The 14,815-nt window shown below is 44.0% G+C and carries 17 protein-coding genes and 1 pseudogene; 15 read left to right on the forward strand and 3 right to left on the reverse strand.

The genetic code is table 11. The features are described 5' to 3' along the window. Positions 1-9: 9 nt before the first annotated feature. Together hisA and hisF are read left to right on the forward strand one after the other, a co-directional pair. A complete protein-coding gene (gene hisA / locus ICN18_RS03225) occupies positions 10-771 on the forward strand; it encodes a 1-(5-phosphoribosyl)-5-[(5-phosphoribosylamino)methylideneamino]imidazole-4-carboxamide isomerase (RefSeq protein WP_216189049.1) in 762 nt (253 codons plus the stop codon). Further along, positions 771-1,529, forward strand: a complete 759-nt coding sequence (gene hisF, locus ICN18_RS03230) for an imidazole glycerol phosphate synthase subunit HisF (RefSeq protein WP_216189050.1) — start codon at positions 771-773, stop codon at positions 1,527-1,529. Before hisA ends, hisF begins: the two co-directional genes overlap by 1 nt. Before the next feature lie 9 nt (positions 1,530-1,538). Here the strand turns inward: hisF and ICN18_RS03235 are convergent, their stop codons facing one another. Next, positions 1,539-1,931, reverse strand: coding sequence for a type II toxin-antitoxin system HicB family antitoxin (locus ICN18_RS03235; protein ID WP_216189051.1), 393 nt, complete (start codon positions 1,929-1,931; stop codon positions 1,539-1,541). A gap of 138 nt (positions 1,932-2,069) precedes the next feature. On the opposite strand from ICN18_RS03235, the gene hisI reads away from it, so the two are divergent. From hisI to tatC, 6 genes are read left to right on the forward strand one after another with little or no spacing between them, the layout of a single operon-like run. Continuing rightward, on the forward strand, positions 2,070-2,465 hold the full coding sequence (hisI, locus tag ICN18_RS03240) for a phosphoribosyl-AMP cyclohydrolase (RefSeq protein WP_216189052.1): 396 nt from the start codon (positions 2,070-2,072) through the stop codon (positions 2,463-2,465). Positions 2,466-2,506: 41 nt separating this feature from the next. After that, positions 2,507-2,908 carry a phosphoribosyl-ATP diphosphatase gene (locus tag ICN18_RS03245; RefSeq protein ID WP_216189053.1) on the forward strand — a complete coding sequence of 134 codons (402 nt, stop codon included), beginning with the start codon at positions 2,507-2,509 and terminating at the stop codon, positions 2,906-2,908. A gap of 36 nt (positions 2,909-2,944) precedes the next feature. After that, on the forward strand, positions 2,945-3,301 hold the full coding sequence (locus ICN18_RS03250) for a histidine triad nucleotide-binding protein (protein WP_216189054.1): 357 nt from the start codon (positions 2,945-2,947) through the stop codon (positions 3,299-3,301). Between the two features lie 16 nt (positions 3,302-3,317). Then, complete coding sequence (gene tatA / locus ICN18_RS03255; protein ID WP_216189055.1) at positions 3,318-3,539, forward strand: Sec-independent protein translocase subunit TatA; 222 nt, start codon at positions 3,318-3,320, stop codon at positions 3,537-3,539. Positions 3,540-3,587: 48 nt separating this feature from the next. Then, a complete protein-coding gene (gene tatB / locus ICN18_RS03260; RefSeq protein ID WP_216189056.1) occupies positions 3,588-4,064 on the forward strand; it encodes a Sec-independent protein translocase protein TatB in 477 nt (158 codons plus the stop codon). A gap of 33 nt (positions 4,065-4,097) precedes the next feature. Beyond that, positions 4,098-4,889, forward strand: a complete 792-nt coding sequence (gene tatC / locus ICN18_RS03265) for a twin-arginine translocase subunit TatC (RefSeq protein ID WP_216189057.1) — start codon at positions 4,098-4,100, stop codon at positions 4,887-4,889. Here tatC and ICN18_RS03270 read toward each other — a convergent pair. Continuing rightward, positions 4,865-6,328, reverse strand: a complete 1,464-nt coding sequence (locus tag ICN18_RS03270) for a tetratricopeptide repeat protein (protein WP_216189058.1) — start codon at positions 6,326-6,328, stop codon at positions 4,865-4,867. The genes tatC and ICN18_RS03270 overlap by 25 nt on opposite strands. Positions 6,329-6,536: 208 nt before the next feature. Between ICN18_RS03270 and ICN18_RS03275 the strand changes: the two genes are divergently transcribed. The 7 genes and pseudogenes from ICN18_RS03275 to ICN18_RS03300 all read left to right on the forward strand — a co-directional run bounded on the left by ICN18_RS03275 (position 6,537) and on the right by ICN18_RS03300 (position 13,612). Next, entirely contained in the window at positions 6,537-7,823 is a 1,287-nt protein-coding gene (locus ICN18_RS03275; protein ID WP_216189059.1) for a porin, read from the forward strand. A gap of 429 nt (positions 7,824-8,252) precedes the next feature. After that, positions 8,253-8,387, forward strand: a pseudogene (locus ICN18_RS10540) (hypothetical protein); the annotation flags it as partial. A gap of 39 nt (positions 8,388-8,426) precedes the next feature. Beyond that, positions 8,427-10,271 carry an O-linked N-acetylglucosamine transferase, SPINDLY family protein gene (locus ICN18_RS03280; protein ID WP_216189060.1) on the forward strand — a complete coding sequence of 615 codons (1,845 nt, stop codon included), beginning with the start codon at positions 8,427-8,429 and terminating at the stop codon, positions 10,269-10,271. A 176-nt stretch (positions 10,272-10,447) separates the two neighbouring features. After that, positions 10,448-11,347 (forward strand): amino acid ABC transporter substrate-binding protein, encoded by a 900-nt coding sequence (locus ICN18_RS03285; protein ID WP_216189457.1) that lies wholly within the window; start codon positions 10,448-10,450, stop codon positions 11,345-11,347. A gap of 22 nt (positions 11,348-11,369) precedes the next feature. After that, positions 11,370-12,161 carry an amino acid ABC transporter permease gene (locus ICN18_RS03290; protein ID WP_216189061.1) on the forward strand — a complete coding sequence of 264 codons (792 nt, stop codon included), beginning with the start codon at positions 11,370-11,372 and terminating at the stop codon, positions 12,159-12,161. Positions 12,162-12,172: 11 nt separating this feature from the next. Further along, the gene (locus ICN18_RS03295; protein ID WP_216189062.1) at positions 12,173-12,841 is read left to right on the forward strand and encodes an amino acid ABC transporter permease; all 669 of its coding nucleotides are present in this window, start codon (positions 12,173-12,175) and stop codon (positions 12,839-12,841) included. Positions 12,842-12,877: 36 nt separating this feature from the next. Continuing rightward, positions 12,878-13,612 (forward strand): amino acid ABC transporter ATP-binding protein, encoded by a 735-nt coding sequence (locus ICN18_RS03300; RefSeq protein WP_216189063.1) that lies wholly within the window; start codon positions 12,878-12,880, stop codon positions 13,610-13,612. Between the two features lie 23 nt (positions 13,613-13,635). On the opposite strand, the gene ICN18_RS03305 is transcribed toward ICN18_RS03300, so the two are convergent. Continuing rightward, positions 13,636-14,814, reverse strand: a complete 1,179-nt coding sequence (locus tag ICN18_RS03305) for a Do family serine endopeptidase (protein ID WP_216189064.1) — start codon at positions 14,812-14,814, stop codon at positions 13,636-13,638. Between the last annotated feature and the right edge of the window lies 1 nt (position 14,815).

Genomic DNA, 14,815 nt, shown 5'->3' on the forward strand with positions numbered 1-14,815 from the left:
ATCTTTTCTATGCTGCTGATTCCCGCAATTGATCTGAAAGACGGCCACTGTGTTCGACTCGAACAGGGTGATATGGATAAAGCCACGGTTTTTTCTGAAGACCCTGGCGCAATGGCGGCGCATTGGATTAGTAAAGGTGCGCGACGTCTGCATTTAGTTGATCTCAATGGCGCATTTGCTGGCAAGCTCAAGAATGAGTCAGCGATTAAATCGATTCTCAAAGCAGTTGGCAATGAGATTCCTGTGCAATTGGGTGGTGGCATTCGTGATCTTGAAACGATTGAACGTTTATTAGATGACGGTATCAGTACAGTCATCATTGGCACAGCTGCTGTTAAAAATCCAGGCTTTGTACAGGATGCCTGCACAGCATTCCCAGGGCATGTGATGGTTGGCCTAGATGCGCGAGATGGCAAAGTGGCAACCGATGGTTGGAGCAAGATTACCGGTCACGAAGTGATCGACCTTGCCAAGAAATTTGAGGATTGGGGCGTAGAGGCCATTATCTATACCGATATCGGACGGGATGGCATGCTCAAAGGTGTAAATATTGATGCCACGGTAAAGTTGGCCCAAGCTATTCGAATCCCTGTTATCGCTAGTGGGGGCTTATCGAATAATCAAGATATTGATGCACTCTGCAAGGCAGAGGAAGAGGGAGTGATGGGCGTGATTGCCGGCCGCTCTATTTATGCCGGTGATCTGGATCTGGCTGCCGCTCAAAAATATGCTGATGAGTTGACGCTTAAATATCAAAAGAAAATTATCTAGTGTTAACCAAGCGAATTATTCCTTGCCTAGATGTCACTGCAGGGCGCGTAGTTAAAGGTGTGAACTTTGTTGGTCTGCGCGACGCAGGCGATCCCGTTGAAATTGCAAAACGGTATGACACTCAAGGTGCGGACGAGCTAACCTTTTTGGATATTACTGCCACGTCTGATGGGCGTGATCTCATTTTGCACATCATTGAAGATGTGGCATCACAAGTATTCATCCCTTTGACTGTTGGCGGTGGTGTGCGCGCTGTTGCCGATGTGCGACGTTTGCTCAATGCTGGCGCAGATAAGGTGAGTATGAATTCTTCTGCAGTAGCAAATCCAGATTTAGTGTCTGATGCGGCTGCCTATTACGGCTCTCAATGTATTGTTGTGGCGATTGATGCCAAACAAACAGAGGCTGGCAATTGGGAAGTGTTTACGCATGGCGGCAGAACGGCTACAGGCATGGATGTAGTTGAATGGGCCAAGGAGGTTGCCAAGCGTGGTGCTGGTGAAATCTTATTAACCAGCATGAATCGTGATGGCAGTAAGGATGGCTTTGACTTGTCTTTAACCGCAGCAGTAAGTGATGCTGTTTCTGTACCGGTTATTGCATCCGGGGGTGTTGGTAATTTGCAGCATTTGGTGGATGGCATTACCAAGGGTCATGCGGATGCTGTATTAGCTGCCAGTATTTTTCACTATGGTGAGTACACCGTTGGTCAGGCAAAAGAATATATGGCCGCCCAAGGAATCCCTGTCCGAATATAGTTAATGTGTTTAAGCACTAATCGCCATGTGAGCGATAAATGCAGAGCGATTTTCACCGGCAGATTTAGCTTTAGCATCTAATCTTGCCAATACCCTTTTTGGCAAAGAGATATTTACTCTTTCGATATCGTCTGACAGCAACGCTGGATCAATCTCAGCAATCGCCCAGATATATCCCTTGAACTCTTTCTTTTTTTGTAGATCGGTAATAGAGCTGGGCCTGGGTATATCTTCACCTGCGTCTAATGCAGCTTCAATCCAAAGTTCAATAGCTTCTTTAGCATTCTCAATAGCCTCATCGATGCCGCTGTCAGCGGCAGAAAAGCAGCCTGGCATATCGGGGACAATCACGCCCCATGCGAACTTATCCCCACCCGGTTCAATAGCAATTGGATATTTCATGATTAGCCTTTATTTTAATTTAATACACACCATACACACAAATTGGGATAGTGTCCACAAGGAGTGTCGGGTCATTACCCCAATCGTGCGCAATCGCTGATTTACTTGGCCCATAACAATTCTGTCAAAATTAGACAAATGTCAGATACAAATAAAAACTCAAAAGACCAAGTCTTGTTAGAGGCGATAGCTTGGAATGATCAAGGCTTGGTGCCTGTCATCGCGCAGGAGGTCGGCAGTAAAGATATCCTGATGATGGCCTGGATGAATCGCGATGCTTTGTTAGAAACGTTGCGTTTGGGCGAGGCAGTGTATTGGACCCGCTCCAGACAGAAGTTATGGCACAAAGGTGAAGAGTCTGGCCACACTCAAAAAGTAAAAGAAATTCGCTTGGATTGTGATGGCGATACGATTTTGCTGCTCGTTGAGCAAAAAGATGGCATTGCTTGTCATACAGGCGAGCACAGCTGCTTCTTTATGCGTTTGGACTCAGCAAAGAATGCTTGGGTTGACGAGTCTATTTCTAAAAAATAGAGAACCTTAAGTCTTTAGCCTAAAAGACATAAAATGACCAAATGACTAGCTCTGCAAAAAAACCTTCTAATTTAGATTCTGCATTCGCCCATTTGGCTGATGTAGTGGATCAACGTCGTGATGCATTTAAGGCGGGTCAAGCAGATCCTAAAACTTCTTACACGGCTTTGCTCTTTTCTAAAGGTGACGATGGCATCTTGAAAAAGATTGGCGAGGAAGCAACTGAAGCGGTAATGGCTGCAAAAGATGCGCGTAATGCTAACTTGGCTCCCGAGCAGCAAAAGCTGCTGGTTGGTGAAATGGCTGACCTCTGGTTCCACTGCCTGATTGCCCTGTCTCAATTTAACTTGCGTCCAGAAGATGTGATTGCTGAGTTGGATCGTCGTTTGGGTACCTCGGGCATCGAGGAAAAGGCAGCTAGAAAAGCTGCTGGAAAAGAATAAACGCAGAGTAAGCGCGTAATAAAGACGAGATAAAGCATGTCACACGACCCTAATTGCCTGTTTTGTAAGATTTCTCAAGGCTTGATTCCATCCCAGAAGGTCTATGAGGATGAGGAAATCTATGCTTTTAAAGATATTAATCCGGCGGCGCCAATCCACTTTTTGATGATTCCCAAAAAACATATACCCATGTTGGAGTCAGCAGAAAGCGTAGATGCGCCTTTGCTGGGTAGAATGATGGAATTAGCACCCCGTCTTGCCAAAGATCAGGGCTGTCGTCCGGGTAAGGATGGCGGCTTTAGGTTGATGGTGAATAATGGTGCGGATGGTGGGCAGGAGGTTTATCACTTGCACTTGCACGTGATGGGCGGTCCCCGCCCCTGGAAAAAATAATCCAAGGAGATTAAAGATGGGCTCATTTAGCATTTGGCATTGGTTAATTGTTTTAGTGATCGTGATGTTGGTATTTGGCACTAAAAAATTGCGCAATATCGGTCAAGATTTAGGTGGTGCGGTTAAGGGTTTTAAAGATGGCATGAAAGCTGCCGACGAGCCTAAGGAGCAAATTCAACAAAGTTCTGCAACAGCAGAGAAGACTGTTGATGTTCAGGCAAAAGACGTTAATAAATAAATAATTGAGCGTAATAGAAACTCATGCAGCTTTTAAACGACTGGTTAAATGATTGATCTCGGAGTTTCAAAACTTGCGCTGATCGCTGTAGTTGCTTTGGTGGTGGTTGGACCAGAGCGCTTGCCAAAAGTAGCGCGTATGGCAGGAAATTTGTTTGGGCGTGCACAGCGCTATATGGCTGACGTCAAGTCTGAAGTTAATCGCCAGATGGAAGTTGAAGAATTTAAAAAGTTTCGAGAAGAGACTGCGGCTACCTTAAAAGAAGTTGAAAATAGTATTGGCTCAACAGTACAAGAGGCTGGCGCCAACTTAAGCGATCAGGCGGACATCTTTGAGACAAGCTTTGATAAGCCTCCGCTCGATGAAAAGGAAGTGCTTCGCAAAACTAAGCGCCAAGGACGAAATAGCTGGGGCGTACGTCGTGCTGCAAGGCCGATTTGGTTCAAGCGCTCGATGGGCTTGCGTACTCGTGTGCAATCTGGCGCTGCCAGAATGAAACGCTTTCATCACAGTGCTAGCAAATAACAGTAACAAGTAAAAAAATAAAAATAGCTCGGCATGACTGACCATAATTCAACTGAAGACCCTGGATTACAGGAAACTTTTCTTTCCCATTTATTTGAATTACGTGATCGCGTAATTAAAGCAGCGCTCGCCATCATTGTTGTCTTCGTTTGCTTGGTCTATTGGGCGCCTGATATTTTTCATTTGTTTGCTCAGCCTTTATTAGAGGCATTACCTGCTGGTGGCAAGATGATTGTGACTGATGTCACAGGATCATTTTTTGTGCCGATGAAAGTCACTATGTTGGTGGCGTTTCTGATTGCCTTGCCGGTGGTGATGTATCAGCTTTGGGCTTTTGTTGCGCCAGGTTTATATCTGCATGAGAGAAGGTTGATTCTTCCTTTGGTGGTTAGTAGCTATGCCTTATTCATCATCGGCATGGCGTTTGCTTACTTCTTGGTGTTCCCGACAGTCTTTAAGTTCATGGCGAGCTATAACGCCCCCTTGGGTGCGGAGATGTCTACTGACATTGATAACTATTTGAGTTTTGCCATGACAACCTTCTTGGCATTTGGTATTACCTTTGAGGTGCCTGTAGTGGTTGTTGTCTTGGTGCGTATGGGCATGGTGCCTCTAGCTAAGCTCAAGGAAATTCGTCCTTATGTGATTGTGGGAGCATTTGTGATCTCAGCAGTCGTTACCCCACCAGACGTGTTATCTCAGTTGCTTCTTGCGGTGCCGATGACGCTGCTTTATGAATTGGGACTACTCATTGCTCGCTTCTACGTGCCCAAGCCATCTGAAGATGAGCCTGCGGCAGATCAATCAAGCTCTGCTTCTACCTGATTCTTAGAGAAGGTACTGGTTAACCAATTTGTGACGCGGTCAAAGCGATAGCGTCTTTGGCGTAAGTTACCTTCAATATCTATTTCAGACCCAGCAAAAGCTTTGCCTGCAGCTAAAAGAGCGCGCCGCTGTTGAATCGTTTCAATCTGAATGAGTCTAGGCAATATCTTGGGTAACTCCCAGCGGATATCAACCACTACGCAATGTTCATGCTGCAACTGACCAACTTCACAAAGTAATAACTCTGCTTTAGTGAAGTTGAATTGATTGGCAATGATGATGCGATGACAAAGTAGTAACCAATCTTCATCTAGCTTGTGTTCAGCATGGTGATTAATTGCTTCTTCAGCGCACTGTGCTAATTCAAACCATTCGTTTGATTTGGGATCGGGGCAGCTTTCCAAAATCTTGCCGAGCAAATCTTTTGCTTCTGGGACGCCTTGCTGGTGAGCATGCCATACCCAATAAGAGGCCTGTAGTCCGCGAACCTTCTCCTCACTCTTTTCACGCTTACGCCAAAGGTTTGCACCTTTGCGTAGTTGCGCTTGTGCGTGACCTAAGTCAGCAGCACGATCAAAGCAACGATCACTCTCGGCAGCGTTGTATCCAGAAAATTGTGGGCGACGATAAATCTCACCAAGCGCGTACCAAGCATCTCGATCACCATCTTTGGCGGCAAGCTCTAACCAGTGAGCTGCTTTTTTAAGAGACGCATTCGATTTATTCTTTTCGGAGGCTAGATTCTCATCCAACTGAGCAAGTCGTAACCCCAGGGTGAGTTTAGCGATCGTTAGACCTAGCTCTGCTGCCTGGATTAATGCATCTTCATTTTGTTCATCCAGCCAAACTTTCCATAGGGAAGAGAGTGCCTCGTTCTTCGGTTGGAGCTTAATGAGTAACTCTTTCGCGTTGCTTGCAAAAGTAGAGTCGCCATCTGCAAGTTCATGTAGATATTGTTTGGCGATCTTTTGAAGACCAGCAAAATCTAGGGAAGAAATCTTTTCTAACGGCGGTGGCAAAGTTTTCTTTTTTAGCCAATCCACTAATTGAGATTGAATTTCTTCATTAGCAGGATTAATCAACAAGCTGATGAGCTGCCATTTGGCTGCTATTTGAGATTCGAGGCTACTTCCATTCTCAGCCAGGGTCCAAAAAGAGTTCCAGCCAAACTCAAAAGCAGGGGAGCTAAAGGTTTCTGCAAGTGGAATGCTGGCTACTTGACCCAAGAGATCCAAAATTTGAGCGTTACTTGAGCTTTTATCTACAAGCCCTTGATTTGCAATGGAAAAATAGGATTTTTCTAACCAAATCAAGGCATTAGCAGGTTGAATAGGGGTTTTAAAAGCCCCCGTCAGGTAGGCAGATGCTAGTTTTTGTTGCGCAGAAACATCACCTAAACGGGCTGAACTAAGGATTTTTAAGAATTCGCGACTTGCCATATGACAATTTTGGCATCTAAGGCTCATAAAAGACAGAAAACAGGGGTCTTGTTGCCGAGATACAACGAAGAAAACCAAAAAACTACCTTTTGACAAGCAAAAAGAGCTCCTAAATACCCTGACCCCCAGTCTAGCGGGGCAAAACAAGCAAAATTCATAGGTCCCAGTTTTATTTGGGCATTACTTTTAATTTTTGGAGATTTAAAGAATGAAAAAATCGCTATTAGCAGTTGCAGCTATGACAGCTTTCGCTGGCGCAGCTCAAGCTCAGTCCAGCGTAACCGTTTACGGCATCATGGACCTTGGTTATGTTGGTGGAAATTCACGTGTTGCTAACGGAGACAAAAATACAGTTTCTAAAGGCACATCAAACCAGTTTTCTGGTAGCTCTGAGTCTACAAGCCGTTTAGGTTTCAAAGGCACTGAAGATTTAGGTGGTGGTACTTCTGCATTCTTCACAGTTGAATTAGGCTTGGCTCCTGCTGACTCTACATCTGGTTTCAAGAACTCAGCTACTACTGAAAACCGTCAATCTTTTGCTGGTTTGAAGAAAAACGGCCTTGGTGATTTCGCTATTGGTACACAGTACACAACAGTTCATAACTCAGTTGCTGCAACTGACGCTGGCGGTACAAACAACATCCTCGGCGACATGATCTATACCTCTGCTACTGGTACAGGCGCAACTGTTGCGGATAACAACTTTGCAGTTAACAACGGCTTTGCTGCTGGCAACTCATACACTATCCGTGCACAAAACACTTTGACAGTTAACACAGCAACTTTTGCTGGTTTCACTGGTCACGGTGCTGTGATCATGAACAACACCAACCAGAATCAAACACAAATTGCTAACGGTACTAATGGTTACACTGGTGGTACAAACAACCAAAACGGTTGGGGCTTGGGCGTTGACTATGCATGGCAGAAGTTGTTCATTACTGCAGCTATGCAACAGTTGAATGCTAAAGAAGCGTATGACTTGTCAAACACTTATGCAGCAAGCGCTACAGCTACTGGTGTTACATCTAAAGCTACTGCTGGCACACCTGGCTATGCTATTTTCGGTGCAGGCCAAGCTTCAACATTGGGTAACAACGTTAAAGATAACCAGTACTATGTTGGCGGTACTTATGACTTCGGTATCTTGAAGGCATACGCTCAGTACATCAGCCGTAAAGTAACTTCACAATTAGACACTGGCTACTACGCTAAGCGTACTGGTGAGCAAATTGGTGTTCGTAGCTATATCACTCCAACTATCGAAGCTTGGGCACAAGGCGGTTTGGGTAAAGTTACAGCTTTCGGTTCAAGCAACCCAGCTGCTAACATGACTTCATGGCAGATCGGTTCTAACTACTACCTCAGCAAGCGCACAAACTTGTACGCTATCTATGGTCAAGTTGGAACATCAAACGTTTCAATCGTGAACAACACAAACCCATCTAGCTTCAATGCAAGCAACTATGCGGTTGGCGTACGTCACACTTTCTAATTTAACGCTAGCGTAAGCTAGTTAAGAATTAGTTAGGTATTAAATTAACCCACTGTGGTAACACAGTGGGTTTTTTCTTTAGTAAATATCAAAAATTTCTTAGTTGATCTTGCTTAAGGATATCGATAAAGATGAAGTATCTGAGTGTTATTGGTCGGCTTGCAATTGTTGCTATGGTCTTGGGATATTCTGAGCAGAAGTCTTGTATTGTCAGAGTCTAGAATGAGGGCTTGTAACTAAAAAAGCATCAAAACCTTATACAACATGCAAAAAGATAGCCTGGAAAATTTCTTAAGCTTAGCTCAGCGGCACTTTCAGGCGAAAGACTATCAGGCATGTAAATTGGCTCTTGGATCAGCTCTAGCGCTTGACCCAGGCCATGCGGGGGCAAATGAGTTATTGGCTTATGTTGCAGCCATTACTGGCGATATGGAGGGCTTTCATAATCTCCTGTTAAAAGCCAGTCAGCAGTCCGATTGCTCGCCTAAGGCGCTTTATTACCTGGGATCCTCCCTCCTAGAGAGGGGCCAGTTTCAGCAAGCAATTCTCTATCTGGACCGAGCCTTAAAAATTGAGGGTGAATTCTTTGAGGCACTACATGATTTGGCTACTGCCCAGGCCCAGCTTGGCGATACAAAATTAGCGCTTCAAAACTATACAAAAGCACTTCAGTTAAAAAAAGACTCTCCTGAGTTGCATTACAACGTAGCTAGGCTATACGATGAAATAAATCAGCTAGATCTTGCTTTAGTGCACTACAAAAATGCTGTTGAAATCGATCCTGGCTATGCTGAGGCTTGGTGCAATCTTGGGGTTGATCTTGCGCGACTAAGGCGCTATGACGAGGCTCTTCAATCGTACGACAGAGCCTTACATCTGCGTCCCGATGATGCGACGACTTGGTCTAACAAAGGCATTGTGCTGTATGCACTCAAGAGACTCAATGATGCGTTGGCAGCATATGATCAGGCAATTCAATTAAGCCCGAAATATGCTCAAGCCTGGGCGAATAAGGCTGCGTTTCTACATGATCAAAAAAAATATCCTGAAGCTATTGCCGCATATGAAGAGGCGCTGAGACTGGATCCGAATATTCATTATGTGGCTGGAGAAATGCTGCACGCAAAGATGAAGATCTGTGACTGGAGGAATATTGAAGTTGAGATTGCGAATCTTGAGAGGGTTATTCTCAACAATCAATTTGCCTCATCACCATTTCCAGTAGTAGTAGCTTCATCATCAGAGGAAATCAATTTTCAGGTTGCACAACTCTACGCAAAAGATCAGTTTGCCGCTTATGCGAAACCCAAATTTCATGTAAAGAACAGCGCGCAGAAAATTCGAATTGCTTACTTTTCCAATGATTTTTTTAATCATGCGACAGCCTATTTAATGGCTGAACTCTTTGAGTTGCATGATAGAGGGCGGTTTGAGGTTATCGCATTTTCATTTAGCCCCGATACTCAAGATGAAATGCAAGCGAGGCTGAAGAAAAATTTCGACCAATTTATTGACGTCAGCAACATGTCAGATCAAGATGTTGCTGCATTGTCGCGACATATGGAAACCGATATCGCCATTGATCTTAAGGGCTATACCACTAACTCAAGACCTCAAATTTTTGCACTGGGTGCTGCACCTCTTCAGCTTAATTACTTGGGCTATCCCGGCACCATGGGCGCTGATTTTATGGATTACATCATTGCCGATGAGGTATTAATTCCTGAAAATAATCAAAAATATTTTTCAGAAAAAATTATCTATTTAAAAAATAGTTACCAGGTGAACGATTCAAAGCGAAAGATTTCCGATAGAAAATTTTCTCGAGCAGAATTGAATCTACCAGAACATCAATTTGTATTTTGTTGCTTTAACAATAATTTTAAAATTTTGCCGATGATGTTTGATGTATGGGCGCGAATTTTGGCGAGAGTGCCTAATAGTGTTCTTTGGTTACTTGAGGATAATGTGCTGGCTAAAGAGAACCTCATCATGCAGGCCCAAGCCAGGGGAATTACAAAAGACCGTTTGATATTTTCGGAGCGAATGGATCTCCCGGAGCATTTAGCGCGACATCAATTGGCAGATCTATTTCTGGATACGCTGCCGTGTAATGCGCATACAACCGCCAGCGATGCCCTTTGGGCCGGTTTGCCGGTGTTAACTCAGCTGGGTAAAACCTTGGCGGGCAGGGTTGCCGGTAGTCTTTTAACAGCCATCGATTTGCCGGAACTGATTGCTTTTAGTCAAAAGGAATATGAGGATTTAGCTGTTGAGCTAGCAACGAACCCAGCAAAACTAAGGGCTATTAAAGAAAAGTTGACGAAAAATAGGATGGACTCCCCCTTGTTTAATGCAAAAACTTTTACAGGGGTGTTGGAGGAAGCGCTTACGAAAATTTATCAGCGCTACCAAGGCGGCTTGCCTCCTGAGCATCTCGACCTTTAACTTTCAAATTTCTAGTGAATTCAAAGCTGTATTGGTAGAAACCCTAATTTCTGCACTCATAAAGGGATTTAGTTAACCGTCTTTGATATATAGTCTGTTAAAAATAGAGTATTAATGCTGTCCCATTCAAAAATGAACCAATAGTGAGACCTTCAATGAAAAACAATAAATTCCCCATGATTTTTGCAGCAACCGCTTTAGTCGCGGGACTGCTTGTTCCTGCCGCTTCTCAGGCTGCTAGTGCAACTATGGATAAGATTAAATCCTCTGGTGCCGTAACCATGGGTGTGCGCGAGTCATCGATTCCGATGTCTTACACCACTGGGGATAGCCGCTTTGATGGTTACCACGTTGAAATTTGCCGCATGATCTTGGCTGACATTAAAGATAAGTTAGGTGTGAATACTTTACGCATTAACTATCAGCCAGTGACATCACAAAATCGTGTTCCTTTGGTGCAAAACGGCACCGTTGATATTGAGTGCGGCACTACTACAAATAATGTCAACCGTGCAAAAGATGTTGGTTTTGCTGACACTTTATACGTAGAAGAAGTACGTATTGCTGTAAAAGCAAATTCTGGAATTAAATCTATTGCTGATTTGAATGGCAAAAAGGTAGCAACAACAACAGGAACAACATCCGTACAACTCTTGCGTAAGCATGAAAAAGCGAATGGCGTAAATTTTGATGAAGTATTTGGTAAAGATCATGCCGACAGCTTCTTATTGCTTGAGTCTGGCCGTGCAGATGCTTTTGTGATGGACGGCTCTATCTTGGCCGGTAATATTGCCAACTCAAAAAATCCAAAAGATTACAAAATTGTTGGCGAAGTTCTCAGTACTGAACCAATCGCAATCATGGTTCGTAAGGATGATCCAGAATTTAAAGCCGCTGTGAATGCTGCGATTGCCAAGATTGTTGCCAACGGCAAAATGCCTGGACTTTGGAACAAGTGGTTCTTATCACCAATTCCACCGAAAAATATTGTAGTTGGTCTCGAATTATCCCCGGCAACTAAATATGCTTGGGCTCATTTGAATGACAAGCCTGCAGAAGATTACAACAAGAAGTAATTCAATTAAATAAGTTCTTAATATGGCATTAGATTTAGGTGTTTTTTGTAAAAGCACCTTAGATGGAGAAGTGGTTGAACACTGCTTCTCCTCTATTTTTGGGCTTGGCCAAAATGCAGACCCTAGCTACCTAGACTGGCTGATGAAGGCTTGGGGCTGGACCTTAGCGGTTGCAGCTCTTGGCCTTGCCATCGCCTTGATTTTGGGTGCCGTAATGGGTACGCTCAGAACACTACCTGACAATGGCAGATTGAGCAGAGTGTTGGTGAGACTCTCAACTGCTTGGGTAGAGTTATTTAGAAATATTCCGGTGTTGGTTCAGGTATTTCTTTGGTACCACGTCATTCCTGCTTTTGTTTTGCCTTTAAAGGCGCTCCCATCTTATTGGTTGGTTAGTATCGCTTTAGGCTTTTTTACCTCTGCTCGTATTGCTGAGCAAGTACGTGCCGGTATTCAGTCTTTGCCAAGTGGGCAACGGGCTGCTGCAACTGCATTGGGTTTAACGACCCCACAGACTTATCGTTATGTCATATTGCCTATGGCGTTGCGTATCGTCATTCCGCCTCTGACCTCTGAGAGCATGAATGTCATTAAAAACTCTTCAGTAGCTTTTGCCGTTTCTGTACCCGAGCTCACACTATTTGCCATGCAGGCTCAAGAAGAAACATCTCATGGTGTAGAGATTTATTTAGCAGTTACAGCGCTCTATGCTTTATCTGCGTTTGCTGTAAATCGCGTAATGGCTTTGATAGAAAAAAGAAGTCGAATTCCTGGTTTTATTGCCGCATCTAATGATGCAAGTCTGGCTCATTAAGGGGTGATGATATGTTGAGCTTAGACTTAAGTTTTTATAACTGGGAACTCTTCACAAATTACATTTTGAAGGGGCTGCTGTTTAGTGTGCAGCTCACGGTTATTGCTACAGTTGGCGGTATTGTGGTTGGCACCTTTCTGGCCTTGATGCGACTATCCGGTAAGCCTGCTTTGGTTTATCCCGCAACGTTTTACATCAACACCATGCGATCTATTCCATTGGTTATGGTGATTCTCTGGTTCTTCTTGCTGATACCGATGCTCATTGGCAGGCCTATAGGGGCAGACTTATCCGCCACCATCACCTTTATCGCTTTTGAAGCTGCTTTCTTCTCGGAGATTGTGCGGGCAGGTATTCAGTCAGTTCCAAAAGGTCAGATTTATGCAGGTGAGGCCTTGGGAATGACTTATGGACAAAACATGCGTTTAGTAGTTTTGCCACAAGCCTTTAGAAATATGATTCCAGTCTTCATGACGCAGACCATCATCTTGTTCCAAGATACTTCTTTGGTCTATGCAATTGGAGCCTATGATTTATTAAAAGGCTTTGAGATTGCCGGTAAAAATTACGGTCGTCCAATTGAGACTTATATCCTGGCTGCAGCAACCTATTTCATTATTTGCTTCTCACTGTCTAAAGCGGTGCGCCTCATTCAGGCAAAAGTTGCCATTATTCGCTAATTATTTTTTTGATTGCTACACACTACATAGACCATCATGATTGAACTTCAAAACGTTTCTAAATGGTATGGCTCCTTTCAGGTTTTGACTGATTGCACCACATCAATCAAAAAAGGTGAGGTTGTAGTTATTTGCGGCCCGTCTGGTTCAGGTAAATCTACTTTAATTAAAACTATTAATGCGTTAGAGCCATTTCAGTCCGGTCAAATTTCCGTTGATGGCATCAATCTACATGACCCTAAAACCAACTTACCTAAGTTACGTGCTCGCGTGGGAATGGTATTTCAACACTTTGAACTTTTCCCCCACTTGAGTATTACTGAGAACCTCACGCTTGCGCAAATCAAAGTATTGGGGCGCTCTGCTGATGAGGCAAAAAAACACGGACTTAAATATTTAGAACGTGTTGGTTTGAGCGCTCAAAAAGATAAGTTTCCTGGCCAGTTGTCTGGTGGCCAACAGCAGCGCGTAGCTATTGCGCGTGCCTTGAGCATGGATCCAATTGTGATGTTGTTTGATGAGCCTACTTCTGCGCTTGACCCTGAAATGGTTGGCGAAGTTTTGGATGTCATGGTGAAGTTGGCTAATGAGGGTATGACGATGTGCTGCGTTACCCATGAAATGGGCTTTGCGCGCAAAGTAAGTCACCGAGTGATATTTATGGATCAAGGCCGCATCATTGAAGATTGCAGCAAGGACGAGTTCTTTGGTAATCCAGATGCACGCTCCCCTCGAGCAAAAGACTTTTTATCCAAAATCCTCGCTGGATAAAAAAGAGGCCATCTGGCCTCTTTTTAGTTTGTTGTTTTAGGTTTTGGCCTTTTACCAGTCTGAACTTTTAACTCTAACTCTTTATCTTTGCGCAAGATCTTTAAGATTGCCTCATTGCCGGGGTTAATTTGTGCAATTTGATTCAGAAGCTGTCTGACATCCTTGGTGCTATTGCCATTAACTGCAATCAGAACATCCCCAGGCTTGATGCCACCCCTTGCTGCCGGGCCACCTTCTAAAACCCCAGATAAAAGAACGCCAGTAGTGTTTTTAGGAAGCCCTAGCGACTCCGAGAGCTCATTAGATAGATTTTGAGGTTCAACCCCAATCCAGCCTCGTGTCACGCTGCCATTATTGAGAATAGACTCCATTACCTGCTTCACAAGATTGATTGGAATTGCAAAACCAATTCCCATGGAGCCACCATTATTGGAATAAATCGCAGTGTTAATTCCAATTAAGTGTCCTCGAGTATCAACTAATGCGCCACCCGAATTTCCTGGATTAATTGCGGCATCAGTTTGAATAAAGTTTTCAAATGTATTGATGCCAACATGGTCTCGGCCAATAGCAGAAATAATTCCGGAGGTAACCGTTTGACCAACTCCAAATGGGTTGCCTATTGCGAGCACTACATCTCCGACATGGATTGACTCAATTTTTCCCAACGTAATAGGGGTGGGTAATTGTTTGTTATCAATCTTCAATACGGCGATGTCAGTTTCGGGATCGCTACCAATTATTTTGGCTTTTACTTTTCTGCCATCAGCAAGCGCTACATCAATTTCATCAGCATCACTAATAACATGATGATTGGTGAGAATGATTCCTTCGGGGCTGACGATGACCCCAGAGCCTAGGCTGGAGCTGGGTTCAGCGTCCGGAGGCTGATCTCCAAAAAAGAATTTAAATAATGGATCTGCAGAGTTACCGTTATTGCCCTTGCGCGTTTTAGGCGCTGCAGTTGATTTGCTTGTAAAAATATTCACAACTGCTGGCATCGATTTTTTTACAGCTTCATGATATGAGCCTGGGCTAATTTCATTGCTATCGTAAGCACCCTCTCTCAGAGTAACGCTTTTAACAATGGATCCCATTTGCGCATCTGATAGCCAGCTTGGTTTAAGGGTGGCAACAATAAACCAAGCAGCCATCAAAATGGTGACTGCTTGCGCAAATAGTAACCAGAGTCGATTCAGCATT

Origin of the sequence: Polynucleobacter parvulilacunae (assembly GCF_018881715.1) — a bacterium.
Lineage (GTDB): Bacteria > Pseudomonadota > Gammaproteobacteria > Burkholderiales > Burkholderiaceae > Polynucleobacter > Polynucleobacter parvulilacunae.

Excerpts from the sequence above, each read along its gene's own strand:
- ICN18_RS03295 (WP_216189062.1), top strand. The coding sequence starts at position 12,173 with ATGTTGAGCTTAGACTTAAGTTTTTATAACTGGGAACTCTTCACAAAT.
- ICN18_RS03285 (WP_216189457.1), top strand. The coding sequence starts at position 10,448 with ATGATTTTTGCAGCAACCGCTTTAGTCGCGGGACTGCTTGTTCCTGCC.
- tatC (WP_216189057.1), top strand. The coding sequence starts at position 4,098 with ATGACTGACCATAATTCAACTGAAGACCCTGGATTACAGGAAACTTTT.
- tatA (WP_216189055.1), top strand. The coding sequence starts at position 3,318 with ATGGGCTCATTTAGCATTTGGCATTGGTTAATTGTTTTAGTGATCGTG.
- hisI (WP_216189052.1), top strand. The coding sequence starts at position 2,070 with ATGTCAGATACAAATAAAAACTCAAAAGACCAAGTCTTGTTAGAGGCG.
- ICN18_RS03290 (WP_216189061.1), top strand. The coding sequence starts at position 11,370 with ATGGCATTAGATTTAGGTGTTTTTTGTAAAAGCACCTTAGATGGAGAA.
- ICN18_RS03235 (WP_216189051.1), bottom strand. The coding sequence starts at position 1,931 with ATGAAATATCCAATTGCTATTGAACCGGGTGGGGATAAGTTCGCATGG.
- ICN18_RS03275 (WP_216189059.1), top strand. The coding sequence starts at position 6,537 with ATGAAAAAATCGCTATTAGCAGTTGCAGCTATGACAGCTTTCGCTGGC.
- ICN18_RS03300 (WP_216189063.1), top strand. The coding sequence starts at position 12,878 with ATGATTGAACTTCAAAACGTTTCTAAATGGTATGGCTCCTTTCAGGTT.
- ICN18_RS03245 (WP_216189053.1), top strand. The coding sequence starts at position 2,507 with ATGACTAGCTCTGCAAAAAAACCTTCTAATTTAGATTCTGCATTCGCC.
- ICN18_RS03250 (WP_216189054.1), top strand. The coding sequence starts at position 2,945 with ATGTCACACGACCCTAATTGCCTGTTTTGTAAGATTTCTCAAGGCTTG.
- ICN18_RS03305 (WP_216189064.1), bottom strand. The coding sequence starts at position 14,814 with ATGCTGAATCGACTCTGGTTACTATTTGCGCAAGCAGTCACCATTTTG.
- tatB (WP_216189056.1), top strand. The coding sequence starts at position 3,588 with ATGATTGATCTCGGAGTTTCAAAACTTGCGCTGATCGCTGTAGTTGCT.
- ICN18_RS03270 (WP_216189058.1), bottom strand. The coding sequence starts at position 6,328 with ATGGCAAGTCGCGAATTCTTAAAAATCCTTAGTTCAGCCCGTTTAGGT.
- hisA (WP_216189049.1), top strand. The coding sequence starts at position 10 with ATGCTGCTGATTCCCGCAATTGATCTGAAAGACGGCCACTGTGTTCGA.